This window comes from Novosphingobium oxfordense (assembly GCF_044029435.1).
Lineage (GTDB): Bacteria > Pseudomonadota > Alphaproteobacteria > Sphingomonadales > Sphingomonadaceae > Novosphingobium.
Map to the genome: position 1 here is coordinate 747,378 of NZ_CP147008.1, position 18,615 is coordinate 765,992.

The window sequence follows — 18,615 nt, forward strand, 5'->3', positions numbered from 1 at the left end:
ACAAGACGCCAAAGAATCCACGACAAGGAGTAAATGCCATGACCTCGATTGCCACTTACGCCAATGCCAAGGACCCCAATTCCCCGCTCGACATCGCGCCGATCACCGGCACCATCGGCGCCGAAATCCGGGGCGTGACGCTCTCCGGCGATCTCGACGGCGAAACCGTGCAGCACATCAAGGACGCGCTGGTCCGCCACAAAGTGGTGTTCTTCCGCGGCCAGAACGAACTGACCGATGATCGCCACGAAGGCTTCGCCTCGCTGTTCGGCGCGCCGGTCGCGCACCCGACGGTGCCGGTAGCCGAAGGATCGCGCTACCTGCTCGAACTGGACAGCAAGGAAGGCTATGCCGCCTCCAGCTGGCATACCGACGTGACGTTCACCGATGCCTATCCGGCCGGATCGATCCTGCGCGCGATCACCATCCCCGAAGCGGGCGGCGACACCGTCTGGGCCAATACCGAAACCGCTTACGAAGGTCTGCCGGAAAGCCTGCGCCAGCTGGTGAACACCCTCTGGGCGGTCCACTCCAACGACTATGACTATGCCCAGGTCCTCGCCAACACGCCCAAGGCGGACGAAGTGGCGCAGGAGCGGGTGAAGTACCACAAGAACATCTTCGCCTCGACCGTCTACGAAACCGAGCATCCGCTGGTGCGCGTCCACCCGGTGTCGGGCCAGCGCAGCCTGCTGCTGGGCCACTTCGTGAAGCGGATCGTCGGCCTCAATCAGGCGGACTCCGCGCGGCTGTTCTCGATCCTGCAGGACCACATCACCCGTCCCGAAAACGTCGTGCGCTGGCGCTGGCAGCCGGGTGACGTGGCCTTCTGGGACAACCAGGCCACCCAGCACCGCGCCGTTGCCGACTTCGGCCTGCAGCGCCGCACCCTGCGCCGCGCGACGATCGCGGGCGCCGTGCCCGTCGCCATCGATGGCCGCAACAGCCGCACCACGCGCAAGGAAAAGGCGACCACTTACGAACCGGCCTGATCCCTCAACCCTGTAGGGCCGTCCACTTCCCGCGCCGCGCATCCAGCCGCGGCGCGGGACTTTTTTGAATTGCCAAGGATTCCCAGATGCCAGCCCCTGTTGCCCGCCGTTTCCGTTTCGCCACCGCTGTCACTGCGGCGCTACTCGCCACCTCCGGTCTCGGCGCAGGGCCGGCAGCAGCGCAAAGCGCACCGGCTTCCGCCCCCGTTCCTGCCGCAAAGGCCCCCAACTTCCTGGTGATCGTCGCCGACGACCTTGGCTGGTCGGACCTTGGCGCTTTCGGCGGGGAGATCGCAACGCCCAACCTCGATCGCCTCGCGCTCGACGGGCTGCGCCTCACCGGCTTCCACACCGCGCCGACCTGCTCGCCCACGCGCTCGATGCTGCTCTCGGGCACCGACAACCACTTGGCCGGCCTTGGCAGCATGGCCGAACTGATGGCCGCCAACCAGAAGGACAAGGAAGGCTACGAAGGATACCTGCGCCCCGAAGTCGCCTCGCTGGCGGAGCGCTTCGCGGCCGGCGGCTATCGCACGCTGATCTCGGGCAAGTGGCACCTGGGCCTGAAGCCGGAGCAGGATCCCCATGCGCGCGGCTTCCAGTACAGCTTCGCGCTGCTGCAAGGCGGCGGCAATCACTTCGGGCTAGACCAGTCGGCCGACCCCACCAAGGGCACGACCTACACGCGTGACGGCAAAGTGCTGCCCTCCCTGCCCGCCGGGTTCTATTCGTCGGACGCCTTTGCCGGCAATCTGATCGACGAGTTGCAGCGCAGCCGCAAGGACGCGCCGGGCAAGCCGTTCTTCGCCTACCTCACTTTCACCGCGCCGCACTGGCCGATGCAGGCCCCGGACGAGGACATTGCCCGCCAGCGCGGCCGCTATGATGCCGGGTTCGAGGCGATCCGCACCGCGCGCCTGGCCCGGCAGGAGCAGCTTGGCCTCGTCGCCAAGGGCACGGTCGCCCACACCCCCCGCGCGCCGCGCGGCGGCTGGGACGGGCTATCGGTGGCCGAAAAGCGCGAAGCCGCGCGCGACATGGAGATCTACGCCGCGATGGTCGCGCGCATGGACGCCAATGTCGGCCGGGTGATCGACGAATTGCGCGCCAGCGGCGAACTGGACAACACGGTGATCGTGTTCCTGGCCGACAACGGCGCCGAAGCGCTGGACGCCAAGACCACCGGCGCCAAGATGCTGGCCCGCTACACCTCCACTGCCGACAACAGCTTCGACAATCTGGGCAAGGGCACCAGCTACACCACCTACGGCCCCGAATGGGCGCAGGCGGGCACCGCGCCTTCGTGGCTGACCAAGGCCTATGCCTCCGAAGGCGGCACGCGCACGGTGGCCTTCGTCAACTGGAAGGGGCTGGCGCACCGCAAGGGCATCGGCGGCGCCTATGTCAGCGTGGCCGACATCGCGCCCACTCTGCTGGACTATGCCGGCATCCCCAGCGGCGGCACCCGTTTCGAAGGGCGCACCGTGCTGCCCATCACCGGCAAGAGCGCGAAACCGTGGCTGGAGGGCAAGGCCGCCGTGGTCCACGCCGCGGACGAGCCGATCGGCACCGAACTCTTCGGCAGCCGCGCACTGCGCAAGGGAGACTGGAAAGTCACCGACATCGGCGATGGGCAATGGCGCCTGTTCGACATTGCCAAGGACCCCGGCGAGACGCAGGATGTTTCCGATAAATATCCGGAAAAACTCCGCGAGCTGTCTGCCGATTGGGACACCTACGCCAAGGCCAATCATGTAATCCTGCCCGATCAGGTGCCTTATAGGCCGTAACCTATACTTATAGCCGGCGCCGGATCGCTGGATGGAATACGTGTATTATTGCACACTATCCGCCGATCCGGCATGCGCGTACTTTACGTCAGGAGTGTCGCATTATCTAAAATAGCGCGCCGCTGCGCACCAAAGGCGGCCTCTGCGTCCTATGAAATCCTTTGCAGGTGATGTCTCACCTAGACAGGGGATTGAAGATGAAATTCGCATACCGCGCTGCCGCGCTAAAGGCAGCGCTCTGTTCCGGCGCAGCCGTTGCCGTGTTGGCCGCCTCTCCCGCGCTGGCTGAATTGCAGGTCCTGGCCGGAGACTATATCGAGATCGGCCTCAACGATCAGGGCACGCTGGGCTTCGGCGGCAGCACGTCCCCGGGCATCCTCTACGATGGCACCGGCACCGGCACCTTCAACACCGCCTACGACTACCTGACCCCGGGCGCACCGTTCGAGGGCTTCACGATCCAGGGAACGAAGGGCAGCACCGCGTTCTCCTACGTCAACAACAACGACGGCCCTACGGCGATCACCGGCGGCACGCTGACCAATTACAATGGCGTCGAATACAACGGCACCACGTACGATCTGCGCGCAGTCTGGACTGCAACGGTCGCCGACCTGTTCACGATCACCAACGACTATTATTTCAACCTGACCGACCAGCAGGTCCACATCACCACCACCGTCAGCGCACTGAGCGATCTGACCGGCTTGACCTTCTCGCGCACGCTCGATCCCGACGCGGTTGCGGCAGCGGGCGATTCCAGCGCCACCAACAACTATCGCGGCGCGGACGGCGTTGCCGATACCGACCTGGTCTATGCAGAAGCGCTCGTCTCCAAGTACGTGATCGGGCTCTATACCGACACCAGCTACGAACATAACGCCGCCGTCACCGGCTGGACGCAGGACACCGCCTCGTACCTTTCCGGCACCAATATCGGCAATGGTGACAACACCATCGGCCTGGGCTTCTCGCTGGGCGATCTGACCAGCGGCACCTCGCTCAGCTTCGATTATGCCTACATCTTCGGCACCGACATCAATGCCGCGATCGGCGGTTCTACCAACATCACCGGCACCAACACCACCAGCGACCTGCTGAACGGCACGGTCAACCCGGTGCTGGACGGTGGCACCCTGCTGGTCGACGCGTCCGACAGTTTCTCGGGCGACCTTTCGGTCACCGGCGCCAGCGGCACCATCGACACCGATGGCCATGACGCAGCGCTGACCGGCGTGATCAGCGGCGACGGCAGCCTGACCAAGACCGGCGAAGGCACGCTGGTCCTCACCGGCGCCAACACTTACGCGGGCGGCACCGTGATCGCGCAGGGCACGCTGGTCGGCAACACCACCAGCATCCAGGGCGCCGTCACCAACGACGCCGCGCTGATCATCGATCAGGACAACGACGGCACGCTTGCCAGCAACATGTCCGGCACCGGTTCTTTCACCAAGGACGGCACCGGCACCGTCGTGCTCACCGGTACCAATACCTACACCGGCGGCACCACCGTGCTGGCAGGCAACCTTGTCGGCAATACCCAAAGCCTTCAGGGTGACGTGGCCAACAGCGGCACCGTGGTGTTCGACCAGACTGCCGACGGCACCTACACCGGCGCCGTCTCGGGCAGCGGCGTGCTGGCCAAGACGGGTTCGGGCACGCTCACCCTTACCGGCGCGAACAGCTACACCGGCGGCACGCTGATCGCCGATGGCACGCTGGTCGGCAACAGCACCAGCATCCAGGGCCCGGTCGCCAATGCCGGCGAACTGGTGTTCGATCAGGCCGATGCCGGCGCCTATGCGGGAAGCGTCACCGGCGCAGGCAACTTCACCAAGACCGGCGCGGGTTCGCTGAACCTCACGGGCGCCAGCGACTACTCGGGCACCACCACCGTCGAACAGGGCCGCCTTGCCGTGAACGGTTCGATCGCCAATTCGGACGTCACCGTGCTGAGCGGCGCCACCATCGGCGGCAATGGCACCGTGGGCGGGTTGATCGTGCGCAATGGCGCGACGGCCGCGCCGGGCAATTCGATCGGCAACCTCCACGTCGCCACCGACCTGACGTTCGAGAAGGGATCGACTTACGCCGTTGAGGCCAATGCTGCCGGCAATGCCGACCGCATCACCACCACCGGCACCGCCACGATCGAGGGCGGCACGGTGGAAGTGCTGGCCGAAGCGGGCGACTACAAGCCGCAGACCAGCTACGTGATCCTCACCGCCGCCGGCGGCGTTGACGGCACGTTCGACGACGTGACCAGCAACTTCGCGTTCCTGACGCCCACGCTCAGCTACGCCGCCAACGGCGTGACGCTGACGCTGACCCGCAACGACGTCTCGTTCGCGCAGGCCGGCAAGACGGCCAACCAGATCGCGGTGGGCACCGGCATCGATGGCACCTTCGCGATCGGTTCGGCCATCTACGACGCGTTGGTCGGCTCTTCGACGAGCGAGATCGGTTCGGGCCTCGACGCGCTTTCGGGCGAGATCCATGGCTCGGCGCTCTCCGTCGCGGCGGACGATGCAACGCGCCTGCGCCGCACCCTGCTGGAACGCGCGCGCAGCGCCACGGCTTCGTCGGCGACGGGCGGTCGCATCGCCTTGTGGGCCGATGTCGGCGGCAACTGGTCGAACAAGAATGGCAACGGCAATGCGGCCAAGGTGGATGCCTCCGGCTACCACTTCACCGCCGGTGTCGAGTTCAACGCCAATGACACCCTGAAGCTGGGCGTCGCCGGCGGCACCTCGCACCAGGACGTCACCGTCTCGCGCCGTGGCTCCACGGCCGATCTGGATGCCGTCTACGGCGCGGTCTACGCCGCCGCCGCGTTCGGCCCGGCCACGCTGCGCGCGGGCGCATCCTATTCGGACCTCGATGTCGATACCCAGCGCACCATCGACTACCGCTCGCTTCAGGACGATCTGAAGGCCAGCTACGGCGGTTCGGTCACGCAGACCTTTGCTGAGGCCGGCGTGACGCTGCCGCTGGGCGTCGGTTCGCTGGAACCGTTTGCCGGCTACAACTTCATGTGGCTGAAGAACGATGCCTTCACCGAAAACGGCGGCACCACCGCGCTGAAGGGCCGCGAACGCACCCGCGGCTATGGCTGGACCGCGCTGGGCGCGCGCATGACGATCGGCAGCGCCACTGCGCCTGTCGCCTTCCGCACCAAGGTCGCCTGGGAACACGCGACCAGCGGCACCGACGTTGCCTCGCGCGTGGCCTTCGCGGCGGGCGGCAACAGCTTCGTGGTCGATGGCGCCCCGCTCTCGCGCGACAGCATCAACCTTGACGCCGGGATCGAGTGGCGCGCCACTTCGGCCCTGTCGCTGGGCGCCGGCTACACCGGTTCGCTCGGCACCCGCGGCGAGGATCACGGCGTTCGCGCCTCGGCCTCGTTCCGCTTCTGAGGCGGGTGGCGTAGATGAAATGGGGGTCGGCGCAAGCCGGCCCCTTTTTCGTGTCCGGGCTTCAAGAGTTTTCCGCCACGCTGTCGCAATTTTCGCATTGCCCCGGCTTGCACAGGCGGCGTTCGGTGTCTTAGCCACGCGCATGGTCGCAAGATTCCGTAAAGCCGCGCTCCTCGCCGGATTCGCTTCGTTCCTCACCGCCGCAAGCGGCAACGCCGCAGAACCGGCGCCTGAGCGCGTGCTTTATGCCGACGCCACGGTGATCGACGGCACCGGCACGCCGGCCCGCGCGCATCAGGACATTCTGGTCGAAGGCGAGCGCATTCTGGCGGTCGGCCCGCACGGTTCGCTCCCCGCCGCCGAGGCGCGCAGCGTCGATCTTGCCGGGCGCTGGGTGATCCCTGGCCTGATAGACACCCACGTCCACATGGCCACCCCGCCCAACCCCAGCCGCGCACAGGGTGAACTACGCCGGATGGTCTATGGCGGTGTCACCTCCGTGCGCGACATGGCGGACGACTTGCGATCGGTCAGCGAACTGGCGCGCGCCTCGCTGGTGGGTGAAATTCCGGGCCCGGACATCTATTCCGCCGCCGTGATGGCCGGCCCGCCGTTCTTCGGCGATCCGCGCGTCAATGCGGTCAGCATGGGGTACAAGGCCGGCACCGCGCCCTGGGCGCAGGCAATCGACGACAAGACCGACATTCCCACCGCCATCACGCTGGCACGCGGCACCGGGGCCACCGCGATCAAGATCTACGCGGACTTGCCCGCCAACCTGATTTCCGCACTGACGACAGAGGCGCACCGGCAAGGCCTGATGGTCTGGGCCCATAGCGCAGTGTTCCCCACCCGCCCGGCGGACGTGATCGCCGCCGGCGTCGATGTGGTCAGCCATGCCTGCTATCTGGCCTATCAGCTGGAGCCGGTGATGCTCGCCTCTTACGAGGATCACACCCCGGTCCACGAGAACCTGTTGGCAAAGAAGGGCGACGATCCGGTGATCGCCGGGCTCTACAAGGCGATGCTGGCCAAGGGCACGATCGTCGATGCCACGGGCGGCCTGTTCGTGCGCTATGACAAGCTGCGCAAGGAAAAGCCCGAAATCCGCCCGCTGCGCTGCACCGGTACGACCACCGCGCGGCTGGTGCGACAGGCGTGGAAGGGCGGCGTGCCAGTTTCCGCAGGCACCGATTTCGAGGCGGACGTGTCGAGCCCCTGGCCCGCGCTTTACGACGAGTTGGACTTCCTGGCGCGCGACGTCGGCATGCCGCCGCTGGAGGTGATCCATTCGGCCACGCTGGTCGGTGCGCAGGCGGCCGGGCAGGCGAAGAACACTGGCTCGGTAGAGGCGGGCAAGCTTGCGAATTTCGTGGTGCTCACCGCCGATCCCACCAAGGACATCGGCAATGTGCGCAGCATCACGCTGACGGTGAAGCGCGGCAAGGCTTTCGCGCGGGCGGACTACAAGCCGGTAACGGTAGAGGAAATGGGGACGGGTGATGAAGATTGATCGGCGCGCATTGATCGCAGGCGGCGGAGCCGCGATGGCCGGCGCCGCGCTGGCCCCCCGCGCGATGGCGGCGGCAGTGGCGAAGGGCGATCCGGTGGCGGACCGCATCGTCATCAACGCGCTGGGCGGTTTGGGCGACCCGAACGGTCCCGAAGGTGCCGATGCCGTGCTGTTCAGCCCGCGCGTGCTGGCAGAGGCCCACGCTTCGGGGCTTACCGCCGTCAACGTCACGCTTGGGTACGTTTCGGGGCCGTCCGAGCCCTTCGAATTCAGCGTGCGCTCCGTTGCCGAGACCGATGCGGCGATGCGCGCCCATCCCGACCGCCTGCTGAAGGTGCTGACCGCCGCCGACATCCGCCGGGCCAAAGCGGAAGGCAAAGTGGGCGTGATCTACGGCTTCCAGAACGCCGCGATGATGGGCAACGATGCCTCGCGCGTGGACATTTTCGCCAACCTGGGCGTCAAGGTGATCCAGCTGACCTACAATCCGGCGAACCAGCTGGGCGATGGCTCGATGGCGCCGGAAAATCGCGGGCTGACGCCGTTCGGCCGTGAAGTGGTGGAGCGTCTGAACGCCGCCAAGGTCATGGTCGACCTGTCGCACAGCGGCGAACAGACCTGCCTTGAGGCGGCGCGGATTTCCAAGGCGCCGATCTCGATCAACCACACCGGCTGCCGCGGCGTGACCGACCTGCCGCGCAACAAGACCGACGCCGAACTGCGGCTGGTCGCCGAAAAGGGCGGCTTCATCGGCATCTATTTCATGCCCTTCCTCAACGCGTCCGGCCACGCCAGTGCCGAGGATGTGGTGCGCCACATCGACTATGCGGTGAATCTGTGCGGAGAGGATCACGTGGGCATCGGCACCGACGGCACGGTGACGCAGATCGACGACCTCACTGCCTATCAGGCGACGCTGGCCAAGGAGATCGCAGCGCGCCGTGCCGCCGGGATCAGCGCGGCGGGCGAGCGACCGGATACCTATCCCTTCGTCGTCGACTTGCGCGGACCGGACCAGTTCCGCAAGCTGGCCGGGCTGCTGAAGGCCAAGGGCTATTCGCAGGCGCGGATCGACAAGATTCTGGGCCAGAACTTCCTGCGCTATGCCGAAACGATCTGGGGCCAGTAACGGGAGAGCCTAAGATGCGGTTGATCGACGCCGAGGAAGTGGCCCGCAGGCTGGATCACCGCACGGGGATCGAGCTGGTGCGCAAGGCGATGATCGCGCTCTCCACCGGGGGCAGCAAGCAATTGCTGCGCGGAATCATCGACCTCGATGAAGGCAACGCCTTCGGCGTCATGCCCGGCGCGCTGACTGGGGCCGGCTTCGGCGCCAAGATCGTCAGCGTCTTTCCCGCAATGGCGGCGCACGGGCACTCGCATCAGGGCGTGATCGTCACGTTCGATCCCGAAACCGGCGCACCCGCCGCCGTGATCGAGGCGGGCGAAGTCACCGCAATCCGCACCGGCTGCGCCACCGCCGTCGCCACCGACGCGCTGGCCCGGCCCGATGCCGCCCACCTCGCCCTGCTGGGCACCGGCGATCAGGCATGGCACCATGCGGCGGCGCTGCGCCATGTCCGCCCATTCGCGGCGATCACCGTCTGGGGCCGCAACGCCGCCAAGGCACAAGCGATGGCCGAGCGGATCGAGCACGATTTCGGCATCGCGACCAGTGCGAAAATGACCGTAAGCGAAGCGGTGGACGGTGCGGATGTGATCTGCGCCGTCAGCGCCGCTGCCGAACCGATCCTGCTCTCCGAACAGGTGGCCGATGGCGTCCACGTCAATGCCGTGGGCTCCAGCCGCGCCGGCCCGGCGGAGATCGATCCCGCGCTCGTCCCCCGCAGCCGCTTCATTCCCGACCACCGCGTCGGCGTGCTTGCCCAAGGCGCGGAATACTTGCGCGCGGTAGAGCTGGGCATCGCGAGCGAGGCGGATGTCGGCCCGGAAATCGGCCGCATTCTTGCCGGGCTGGACGAAGGGCGCCAATCGCCCGGGGAAGTCACCGTCTACAAGTCGCTCGGCTCGATCGTGCAGGATCTGGCCTGCGCCGCCTTTCTGGCGACCTGATCAGCCCGCCAGTCCGTCCACCGCCCGCGCAAGCACGTCGGCAGGCGATCCGCCTGCATCGATCCGCATCCAGCTGCCAAGCGCGCCAAGCGCATAGCCAAGCTGGATATCGACCACACCGCCATCGGCGTCCGACGCATCGGCGCTGCGCGCATCGACGCGGGCGCGCATCACCTCGGCCGGCGCTTCCAGCCAGATGCCCGTGAAGTCCACTCCGCAGGCTTTCGCAAAATCCTCCAGCGCGGCCCGCTCCGAGGGCGCGGCAAGAACGCCGTCGACGATCACGCTGCGCCCCGCCGCGATCACCCGAGCCGCCTCGTCCATCAACCGCGCATAGACTTCACGGCTTCGCTCACGCGTATAGGACGAAGCCGGCAGGCGTTCTTCGGGGGCAATCCCCGCCATCCGCTTGCGCAGCACATCGGTGCGCAGCCAGCGCGCGCCCAACACGCCGCCGACCAGCGGCGCCAGCCCACCCGCGAGTGTCGACTTGCCGGTGCCGCTCAGCCCGCCGACGGCCAGCAGTTGGGGCTTGGGCCGTTCGAGGAAACCCAGCGCGCAATCCAGATAGTCGCACGCAGCCGCGCGCAGGCGCTCACCTGCCGCCGGATCGGCCTGCCGCGCCGCGCTGCTGGCGCTGACATGCGCGCGCACTGCCGCACGCATGGACAGGAACAGCGGCAGCGCTGCCAGCCCCGCGCTTTCGCCGCGCATGTCGCAATAGCGGTTGAACAAAAGCGAGGCTTCGCCGTGAAGGCCGCGTTGCCACAGGTCCATCAACACGAAAGCCAGATCGTAGAGGACATCGGTGGTCGCCAGCTCGGCATCGAACTCCAGGCAGTCGAACGGCGTGGCGTGCCCGTGCCACAGGCAGATATTCGCCAGATGCAGGTCGCCGTGGCAGTGGCGGACATGCCCGTCTGCCGCGCGCGCATCCAGCAGCGCCGCCAGCCGGTCCAGCTCGGCCAGACTGCGGCGGCATAAATCCTCGCAGGCATCGGCCGGCAGCAGCCCTTCGGGCAGCGCCGCCATGCTGGTGCGATTGCCCTCGATCACCGCACGAACCCGTGCCGCGCCGCCGCCTGTCACGATTTCGGCGCCCTCGTGAAAGGCGGCAATGGCATCGGCCAGATCGCGCACCAGCGCGGGCCCCAGCAAGCCTTTCGCAGCCATGGCATCGAACAAGCATTCCGCCGGGAAGCGACGCATGACCACCAGCCAGTCGACCGGCTCTCCCTCTCCGATGGCCAGACTGCCATCGGCCTGCCGCCCCACCGGCTCCACCGCCAGATAGATCTCCGGCGCGGTGCGGCGGTTGAGCGCCAGTTCGCGCAGACAGACTTCGCGGCGCAGCGCCACGGTCGAAAAATCCAGATAAGGCAGGCGCACCGCGCGCTTCAGCTTGTAGACGCGGTCTCCCGCCAGGAAGACGATGGCGGCATGCGTCTCGATCCTCTGCACCGGGGTATCGATCCCGTAGGTGGCAGGATCGCCCAGGAAAGCGATCGTCTCGGACTGGTCATCGCCGTTGCTCATCGCTTGATCGTCTCCAGCCGCGGCACATCCGGTCGCTGTACAGGGCCGGAATTACGCGAAGGGCATCTTTTGGTCGAGCAATCGTGAGCCCGCGCTCAGACCATCGGCCCCCGCGTCAGCGCAGCCAGAACCGGCGGCGGTACGGTATAGACCGCGTGGCGCTGCGCGCCGCGATTGTGATGGTCCACCCGGTAACCCTGGTAGTGCCGCTTCACCAGGCCCGCCCGCACCAGTTCGGATACCGCGCGGCTCACCGCCGTCATCCCCGAAATCCGCACGCGATCGGATACTTCCATGTCGACCAGCTGCGCGGCCTGCACCGCATCGTCAGGCAGGACGCCTCGCGCGGCCATATCGCGCCGCACCGCTTCTATGGTTGCCTTGCGATAGTGGTGGCGGGCGGCGCTGGGGGCGATGGCGGCGGAAAGCCATTCGCGGATCGGCACCAGTTGCTCCCCATCGCGCACCAGCGGCCCCGCCGCGCCGCCCCTTCCCGCGGCCCGCGCGATCAGATCCAGCACCATGAACGTATAGCGCGGCCGGGCCGAATGATCGGCGATCGCGCGCATGATCCCCGGCAGGTCTAACCCGCGATCGGTGACGGCCGGGCGGTTTAGCGGGAGTTCCAGCATGGAACGAATCAAGCACAGACGCGAATCCAAGGGAATCCACAATCTGCACGGAGCCGCGATTTTCCGTCGCTTTTTCCATCTATGTCACTTTACCCAAGGCCTCTGGTAAAGTGACATGAGTGGCACCCTCTCCGCGCAAACGCGGTTCAGGATGGCAGCACGGCCCCATTGGCATGCAGGCTTTCGAGCACGCGGGTCATCGCCAGATCGAACGGCTGCGTCTCCCCCATCAGGGCAAAGCTGCCGCCCAGTGCGAAGCTGCAATGGCCATGGACGGTCGCCACCAGCGAGCGTGACAGGCGCGGCGCCTCCGCCGCGTGCGTGGGCGTCAGGATCGCGGCGACTTCGCGCTCCACCACCGCCATCAACCCGCTGCGGCGGCGGGCGAAATCCTCCGGCATGTCCATCCCTTCAGGCAGGCGATGTTCGTAGATGGCGGACCAGAGGTTGCGGCGCTGGGAGGCGAAGCCGAAATAGCCCTCCACCAGCGCGCGGATGCGCGCGCTTCCGTCGGTGCCTTCCAGTTGGCGTTCCAGCCACTCGGCCCAGAGGATGAAGGTGCGCGTGTTGATCTCCAGCACCAGCCCGTCGACACTGCCGAACACGTGCATCACCGTGCCCACCGAATAGCCGATGCGCTTGGCCACCTCGCGCGCGGAAAAGCGGGCGAAGCCCACTTCCTCCATCAGCTGCTGCCCTGCGTCGAGAATCAGCGCTTCCAGTTCGGCGCGGCTGTGATCGGAACGTCTGCCCATGGCCGTGGCATAACGCGCCAATTTAACAGCGTCTAATTCTTAAATTCCCGCACCCGCCTGCCGGCCATCGACGGCGGGCTTTCCTGCGGGTAAAGGCGGGGGCCATGACCTCTCATCTGACGATCCGCCGCCCCGACGACTGGCATGTACACCTTCGCGACGGCGACATGTTGAAAGCCGTGGTCGATTATACGGCCCGCCAGTTCGCCCGCGCCATCGTGATGCCGAACCTGACCCCGCCTGTCATCACCGTGGCAGCGGCGGAGGCCTATCGTCAGCGGATTCTCGATGCCTTGCCGGCCGATGCGGACTTTACCCCGCTGATGACCTGCTACCTGACCGACGGTGCCGATCCGGAGGAAATCGCGCGCGGCTATGAGCAGGGCGTGTTTGCCGCCTGCAAGCTCTATCCCGCCCACGCCACGACCAATTCCGCGCACGGCGTCACCGATGTGCGCAAGCTGACCGGCCTGCTGGAAACCATGCAGCGAATCGGCATGCCGCTGCTGATCCATGGCGAAGTGACCGACCGCGACGTCGACATTTTCGACCGTGAGGCGGTCTTCATCGAGCGGGTGCTGGCGCCGCTGGTCCGCGACTATCCGGGCCTGAAGGTCGTGTTCGAACATATCACGACGGCAGAGGCGGTCGATTTCGTGGCGGGCAGCGGACCGCTGATCGGCGCGACGATCACGCCGCAGCACATGATCATCAACCGCAACGCGATCTTCGATGGCGGCATTCGTCCCCACGCCTATTGCCTGCCCGTCGCCAAGCGCGAGCAGCATCGCCTTGCGGTGCGCAAGGCCGCCGTCTCAGGATCGCCCAAGTTCTTCCTGGGCACCGATACCGCGCCCCACACGGTGGGCCGCAAGGAAGCCGCCTGCGGATGCGCCGGCATCTTCAACGCGCCCTTCGCGCTGGAAAGCTACATCCAGGTCTTCGACGAGGAAAACGCGCTCGACCGGTTCGAAGGCTTCGCCTCCGAACATGGCCCCAATTTCTATGGCCTGCCGCTGAACGAGGGCACGGTGACGCTGGTGCGCGGCGGCGAAACGGTGCCCGAGAGGATCGTCGACGGGGACATCGATCTGGTGCCTTTCCACGCCGGCGAAACGCTGGGCTGGCGCATTCAGGGATAAGGCCGGGTTCGCGGCGGGCGGCCTCTTCGCGCGCCCGTCGCGCCTCTTCGCCGCGGCGATAGCCATCCGCTATCGCCGCGAGAGCGAATTGACTCTTTCGTGAATTGGCAGGCTTGTCCTACGGCCGGGCCAACAAGGAAAGAGCAGCAGAATAGATGACAACAAGCGCCTCCCTGACCGGAAAGGTCGCCCTGGTCACCGGCGCCGGGCGCGGCATCGGGCAACAGATCGCGCTTCGCCTCGCTGCCGAGGGGGCCAATGTCGTCGTCCACTTCAGCGGTAGCGAGGCCGGAGCGGGCGACACGGTCGACCGGATCGCCACCGCCGGCGGCCGCGCGATCCGCGTCCGCGCGGACATCAGCAGCCGCGCCGAGGTCGCGCAGCTTTTCGACGCCATCGACAGGGAATTTGCCCGCCTGGACATCGTCGTCAACAGCGCGGGCGTCAGCGGCGGAGGAAGCCTGGAGGATCTGGACGAAGACCAGTTGGAATGGATGCTGGGGGTGAACCTGCGCGGGCCGCTCTACATCGCCTCCCACGCCGCGAAACGACTGGGCGAAGGCGGGCGCATCATCAACCTGTCCTCCAGCCTCGGCGAATTTCCCATGGCGGGATCGGGCATCTATTCCGCCACCAAAGTCGCCATCAAAAGCTTCACGGAAAGCTGGGCCCGCGAACTGGGCCGGAAGGGCGTGACGGTCAATACCGTGATCCCCGGCGCCACCGCCCCCGGCATGATGGACAAGGCGCCGGCGGAGACGCGCAGGTTCTTCGAACAGGCATCGCCGTTCGGCCGCATCGGCACGGCGGGCGAGATTGCGGAAGTGGTTGCCTTTCTCGCCTCGCCGCAAGCCAGCTGGGTTTCCGGCGCGCACATCCTGGCAAACGGTGCCGCCAGCACCTGAGGACGATCATTCCTCGATCGGGGCCAAGCATTCCGCCATCACGCGGCCCAGCAGGCTCTCCACCATGATCGAGGCATGCGTCAGCACGTGAGAGGGATTGCGGGCCAGCGCCAGCGTCCGTTGCAGCGGCGGATCGCCGATGCGCGCGGTGCTGATCCGGCCCTGCGCCAGCGCCGCGATGCTGCGCGGTATCACGGCCAGCGCCACGCCGCGCTCCGCCAGCGCGATCGTGGTATCGAGGGAATCGATCTCATGTGCGACGGTCACGGCCAGACCCAGCCGCGACGCTTCACGCTCCAGCAATTGCCGCAGGCCATGCTGCGCGCCCGGCAGCACCAGCGGCTCGGCCGCCAGTGCAGCAATTTCGACTTTCGCATCGGCAGCAAAGCGGCCCGGCGGCCCCGCCAGCACCAGTCCCTCGCTCGCCAGCGTGCGCGTGGCGAGGTGACGCAGCGGATGCACTTCGTAGAGCACGCCAAGGTCGATCTTCTCCGCTTCCAGCCAGCCGCGCACCGCGCCCGAATAGGCCTCCACCAGCCGCAGCCGGAGGGAGGGCGCCTGCCGCGCCAGTTCCTCGATCAGCGGTGCGCCCACGACGCGCGCCAGTGACGGCGGCATGGCCAGCACCACCTGTCCGCGCGCATCGTTGCGCAAGTGGCGCGCATCGGCCACGGCCTGCTCGGTCGCATGCAGGATCTGCCGCGCGCGTTCGCGGAAAACATGCCCGGCCTCGGTCAAGGTCACCCCGCGTGCGGAGCGTTCGAACAGCGCGAAGCCGATCTCATCTTCCAGCCGCAGCAATTGCTGGCTGAGCGAAGGCTGGGCGATGCCCAGCGATTCCGCCGCCCGGCTGATCGAGGCGCTTTCGGCGATCTTCAGGAATGCCTTGAGGTGCGCGGTATCCATGCGGCGATGCTATTCCGCCGCGAGGCCGAGCGCCATATCGTCATGCGCCGCGCCCGCTTCCGCCATCGGCCGCATATCCACCACCCAGCGCACCGAACGACGCATCGGCTCGATCCCGTCATGCGGCGATCCCGGCGGCATGTGGTGCGAATTGGCATAGACCGTCATCGGATCCCCGCCCGACAACGACACCAACCGCTGCACGCCGGCCAGCGCGAACAGGTCCAAGAGGCGCGGGCGAATGCTTTCCGGATAGATCCCCACGGTCTGCGTCGTATCGTCGCACCACTTGAGCACGTCCTTCAGGTCGTCCACCGGCACGAAGTTGACCACACGGTTGGCCAGCTTGTCGTAGAATTCCACGCGGTCGTTGAACTTGGAAACGACGAAGCCGCCCTTCAGCGTATCGCCCTCCACATGGTAGAAATCGTCCTCCAGCGAGACGGCGGCCAGTTCTGCCTCCAGCTCGCGGTTGGGCACGGTGAACGGCACCGAGAGCAGCGGCGGCAGGCGGTCGTAGGCGGCCACCATCCGCCGGCCCAGATCGATCACCTTGTCCAGCGAGGCCTCATCGGTGTCGCTCTCGACATAGACGATGCGCGTGTTGGCACAGGCGGTCTGGTTGTAGAACCCGGCCAGCGTGGCCAGCCCCACTGCCGCTTCGTCCATCGCCGCCTCGCTTGCGAACGTCTCACGCCCCACCATCGACATCGAATACTTGGGGTTGAGTGCGGTCAGGTCGATGCCCGGCTGCAGGAACTTCTGGATGTGGCGCACCGAACTCATCCCGCCCCAGGCGGTGATCTTGTCGATGCGGCTGGTGCGGACGATCTGCGAGTCCATGAATTCGTCTCCGCCCTTCCAGTAGGCGACGGCGATATGCTTCGTCACCGGATGATCGGGCGCCAGCCCGATCAGCGTGCGGGCGATGGCATTCGCCGTGAGCGGATCGTTGGAGGGGGACTTGATGAGGATGTCGGACTTCGTGAGGCCCGCCCGCGCCACCGTCATCGCCGCCACCACCGGCACATTGCCCGCGGTGATGTGCAACTGCCGCGTGCCGACCGCGCGGATGCTAGTGTTCCCGTAACCATTCTGCCCGGCCACCCAGCCGTCGAGATGGTCGACGCCGATGGTCTTGTCGACCAGCGCGGTCATCATCGCCGCATCGAACATCGCCGGCAGCGCGTCATAGACGCCGCGCAGGATCGGCTCTGCCAGCCCGCCCGCTTTCAGGGCCAGTGCGAAGCTTTGCTGCAGCAGTTCGTTGTCGTCCAGCCGCAGCCGCTTGCCCAGTTCGGCCAGCAGATCGATGATCTCCCGCATCGGCGTATCATGCAGGTCGCGCAGCCGTGCGGTATCGCCCAGCACCAGATCGTGGATGTGCCGATGCGGATCGGCTTGGCGAAAGTCAGCCCCACCGCGCCCTTTGAACAGCACCGCATCCTCGCCCGGCATCAAGACCCGGCCGCGCGCGATGATCGGTATATCGAGCACCATCACGCCTCTCCCGCCACGAATTCCATGAACTCGTTGTAGGCCGCCTGTGAGCCGGCGCAGGTGATCTTGTCGTCCCCGCCCTCGTTCTCGGCAAAGCGGCGGATCGTCTTGGCGGCGCGCGGGCCGCCCCAGCCGCAGGGGCAATCTTCTTCCCAATGGATCGTCACTTCGTCACCCGACGTGAAGCCGCCCCAGTACGAGGTCGGGATCGGATCGACGAGCGCAAGGCGCCCCTTCTGCACGCCCTCGCGCGGCAGCGCCCGCCCGTCGCCATCCATCAGCAGCGGCACGGTATAGGGCAGGAAGTGGAAGTACCCGTGCGAGCACATCGGCGCATTGCCGATGCATTCGGAAAAGCCGTACTGGTTGCCCAGCCGTTCGACGCCGAAGAACGCCTTCACCTGATCTTCCCAATCGGCCGGCGCGTCCTTGTAACCCTTCATGCCGCCGCCGCCTTCGACGATGGAGCCCGGCGCGAACTGGCACGTCAGCCCCTTGTCCAGCCCCGCCCGCGCCACGCGGTAAAGGTCCGCGAAAGTGCCGCCGATCTTCACGCGCTGGCCCCGGAAATCGCGGATCAGCTTGCCGAACCACGCCTCCATGTCGCCCTCGCGGCTGCGCCCCTGCCGCAGCATCGCCTCGCGCTGGTCGAGCAGCGCGGGATCGAGGCCCAGGCTCATCACCTCGCCCCGGTCCTCGGCCGCCTGAAGCCTGCCGGAGAGAGCCATCAGATCGGCGGGAATGTGCGTGTCGTAGAGCGTGTGATAGTTCGCCTCGCCCCCCGCCATCTCCACGTTGAACAGGCTCATCATCTTCAGCATCGTCTGGTAGCCGCCGCGATAGCCGGGGAAGAACGTCGGCAGCTTGGTGGTCCAGGCATCGACGCCGCTGGACGCGCGGTTGACGCTGAAGAAGTGGAATTTCCACGGCCCCAACTCATCATAGGAACGCGGCACGAAGGAGAGCTTGCCGGTCGTCCCGCTCGAATAGGTGACCAGCATGCCATAGGCTTCCAGCCGGGTGAGCCACTGTTCGATCGTGGTCACCCCGGTCAGGTCTACGCGGGTGAGATCGTGCGCGGTCAGCTTGTCCAGCCAGCCGGTCAGCTTCGCGAAATCGCGGTTCTCGATGATCTGGATCGGATAGTTCTTCAGCACGCGGTGGTCGAAGCAGACGGGCAGCACGTCCTCGATCCGGTCGATCGCCTCCACGCCCTGCCGGTCGGCCAGCTTCTTCAGCGCGGGGATGCGATTGCGCAGCCGGGCGAAGTTGATGCGCACCGCCTCCAGTTGCAGCTTCTCGCGCTCCTCACGCGGGATCGCGAAGAGGTCTTCGAAGCGGCGATAGGTCCATGAGCCCGGATTGTCCGGCAGCAGGCTGATCGACATTGGCAATTCCTCTTCCCGGTGTTCTTTGAACGGAATTTATGCGGAGGAAATTGCCGCCGGAACG

14 protein-coding genes are annotated in these 18,615 nt (G+C 66.5%); 8 read left to right on the forward strand and 6 right to left on the reverse strand.

Annotated elements, in window-relative coordinates; genetic code table 11:
* The first annotated feature begins 38 nt into the window (after window positions 1-38).
* The 6 genes from WBP07_RS26180 (at window position 39) to WBP07_RS26205 (ending at window position 9,787) form a co-directional block, all read left to right on the forward strand.
* Window positions 39-992, forward strand: a complete 954-nt coding sequence (locus WBP07_RS26180; protein WP_395398007.1) for a TauD/TfdA dioxygenase family protein — start codon at window positions 39-41, stop codon at window positions 990-992.
* A gap of 86 nt (window positions 993-1,078) precedes the next feature.
* Window positions 1,079-2,782 carry an arylsulfatase gene (locus WBP07_RS26185; protein WP_395398008.1) on the forward strand — a complete coding sequence of 568 codons (1,704 nt, stop codon included), beginning with the start codon at window positions 1,079-1,081 and terminating at the stop codon, window positions 2,780-2,782.
* 197 nt (window positions 2,783-2,979) lie between these two features.
* On the forward strand, window positions 2,980-6,201 hold the full coding sequence (locus WBP07_RS26190; RefSeq protein WP_395398009.1) for an autotransporter domain-containing protein: 3,222 nt from the start codon (window positions 2,980-2,982) through the stop codon (window positions 6,199-6,201).
* 142 nt (window positions 6,202-6,343) lie between these two features.
* Window positions 6,344-7,714 carry an amidohydrolase family protein gene (locus tag WBP07_RS26195; RefSeq protein ID WP_395398010.1) on the forward strand — a complete coding sequence of 457 codons (1,371 nt, stop codon included), beginning with the start codon at window positions 6,344-6,346 and terminating at the stop codon, window positions 7,712-7,714.
* Window positions 7,715-7,748: 34 nt separating this feature from the next.
* Window positions 7,749-8,843 carry a dipeptidase gene (locus WBP07_RS26200; protein ID WP_395398251.1) on the forward strand — a complete coding sequence of 365 codons (1,095 nt, stop codon included), beginning with the start codon at window positions 7,749-7,751 and terminating at the stop codon, window positions 8,841-8,843.
* A 14-nt stretch (window positions 8,844-8,857) separates the two neighbouring features.
* A complete protein-coding gene (locus tag WBP07_RS26205; protein ID WP_395398011.1) occupies window positions 8,858-9,787 on the forward strand; it encodes an ornithine cyclodeaminase family protein in 930 nt (309 codons plus the stop codon).
* Here the strand turns inward: WBP07_RS26205 and WBP07_RS26210 are convergent, their stop codons facing one another.
* The 3 genes from WBP07_RS26210 to WBP07_RS26220 form a co-directional block, all read right to left on the reverse strand.
* On the reverse strand, window positions 9,788-11,323 hold the full coding sequence (locus tag WBP07_RS26210; RefSeq protein ID WP_395398012.1) for an AAA family ATPase: 1,536 nt from the start codon (window positions 11,321-11,323) through the stop codon (window positions 9,788-9,790).
* A gap of 95 nt (window positions 11,324-11,418) precedes the next feature.
* Window positions 11,419-11,955, reverse strand: a complete 537-nt coding sequence (locus tag WBP07_RS26215) for a hypothetical protein (RefSeq protein WP_395398013.1) — start codon at window positions 11,953-11,955, stop codon at window positions 11,419-11,421.
* Window positions 11,956-12,101: 146 nt separating this feature from the next.
* Complete coding sequence (locus WBP07_RS26220; RefSeq protein ID WP_395398014.1) at window positions 12,102-12,710, reverse strand: TetR/AcrR family transcriptional regulator; 609 nt, start codon at window positions 12,708-12,710, stop codon at window positions 12,102-12,104.
* Window positions 12,711-12,814: 104 nt separating this feature from the next.
* On the opposite strand from WBP07_RS26220, the gene pyrC reads away from it, so the two are divergent.
* Together pyrC and WBP07_RS26230 are read left to right on the forward strand one after the other, a co-directional pair.
* Window positions 12,815-13,852, forward strand: coding sequence for a dihydroorotase (pyrC, locus tag WBP07_RS26225; RefSeq protein ID WP_395398015.1), 1,038 nt, complete (start codon window positions 12,815-12,817; stop codon window positions 13,850-13,852).
* 155 nt (window positions 13,853-14,007) lie between these two features.
* Window positions 14,008-14,757: an SDR family NAD(P)-dependent oxidoreductase gene (locus WBP07_RS26230; protein WP_395398016.1), complete on the forward strand. Its 750-nt coding sequence runs from the start codon at window positions 14,008-14,010 to the stop codon at window positions 14,755-14,757.
* Window positions 14,758-14,763: 6 nt separating this feature from the next.
* On the opposite strand, the gene WBP07_RS26235 is transcribed toward WBP07_RS26230, so the two are convergent.
* From WBP07_RS26235 to WBP07_RS26245, 3 genes are read right to left on the reverse strand one after another with little or no spacing between them, the layout of a single operon-like run.
* On the reverse strand, window positions 14,764-15,663 hold the full coding sequence (locus WBP07_RS26235) for a LysR family transcriptional regulator (protein WP_395398017.1): 900 nt from the start codon (window positions 15,661-15,663) through the stop codon (window positions 14,764-14,766).
* Between the two features lie 9 nt (window positions 15,664-15,672).
* A complete protein-coding gene (locus WBP07_RS26240; protein WP_395398018.1) occupies window positions 15,673-17,163 on the reverse strand; it encodes an acyl-CoA reductase in 1,491 nt (496 codons plus the stop codon).
* Entirely contained in the window at window positions 17,163-18,551 is a 1,389-nt protein-coding gene (locus tag WBP07_RS26245) for a hypothetical protein (RefSeq protein WP_395398019.1), read from the reverse strand. The genes WBP07_RS26240 and WBP07_RS26245 overlap by 1 nt, the downstream gene beginning before the upstream one ends.
* Window positions 18,552-18,615 lie beyond the last annotated feature (64 nt).

Coding starts and splice junctions, on each gene's coding strand:
- WBP07_RS26210 (WP_395398012.1), bottom strand. CDS start 11,323: ATGAGCAACGGCGATGACCAGTCCGAGACGATCGCTTTCCTGGGCGAT.
- WBP07_RS26245 (WP_395398019.1), bottom strand. CDS start 18,551: ATGTCGATCAGCCTGCTGCCGGACAATCCGGGCTCATGGACCTATCGC.
- WBP07_RS26230 (WP_395398016.1), top strand. CDS start 14,008: ATGACAACAAGCGCCTCCCTGACCGGAAAGGTCGCCCTGGTCACCGGC.
- pyrC (WP_395398015.1), top strand. CDS start 12,815: ATGACCTCTCATCTGACGATCCGCCGCCCCGACGACTGGCATGTACAC.
- WBP07_RS26220 (WP_395398014.1), bottom strand. CDS start 12,710: ATGGGCAGACGTTCCGATCACAGCCGCGCCGAACTGGAAGCGCTGATT.
- WBP07_RS26200 (WP_395398251.1), top strand. CDS start 7,749: ATGGCCGGCGCCGCGCTGGCCCCCCGCGCGATGGCGGCGGCAGTGGCG.
- WBP07_RS26190 (WP_395398009.1), top strand. CDS start 2,980: ATGAAATTCGCATACCGCGCTGCCGCGCTAAAGGCAGCGCTCTGTTCC.
- WBP07_RS26180 (WP_395398007.1), top strand. CDS start 39: ATGACCTCGATTGCCACTTACGCCAATGCCAAGGACCCCAATTCCCCG.
- WBP07_RS26215 (WP_395398013.1), bottom strand. CDS start 11,955: ATGCTGGAACTCCCGCTAAACCGCCCGGCCGTCACCGATCGCGGGTTA.
- WBP07_RS26185 (WP_395398008.1), top strand. CDS start 1,079: ATGCCAGCCCCTGTTGCCCGCCGTTTCCGTTTCGCCACCGCTGTCACT.
- WBP07_RS26235 (WP_395398017.1), bottom strand. CDS start 15,663: ATGGATACCGCGCACCTCAAGGCATTCCTGAAGATCGCCGAAAGCGCC.
- WBP07_RS26205 (WP_395398011.1), top strand. CDS start 8,858: ATGCGGTTGATCGACGCCGAGGAAGTGGCCCGCAGGCTGGATCACCGC.
- WBP07_RS26240 (WP_395398018.1), bottom strand. CDS start 17,163: ATGGTGCTCGATATACCGATCATCGCGCGCGGCCGGGTCTTGATGCCG.
- WBP07_RS26195 (WP_395398010.1), top strand. CDS start 6,344: ATGGTCGCAAGATTCCGTAAAGCCGCGCTCCTCGCCGGATTCGCTTCG.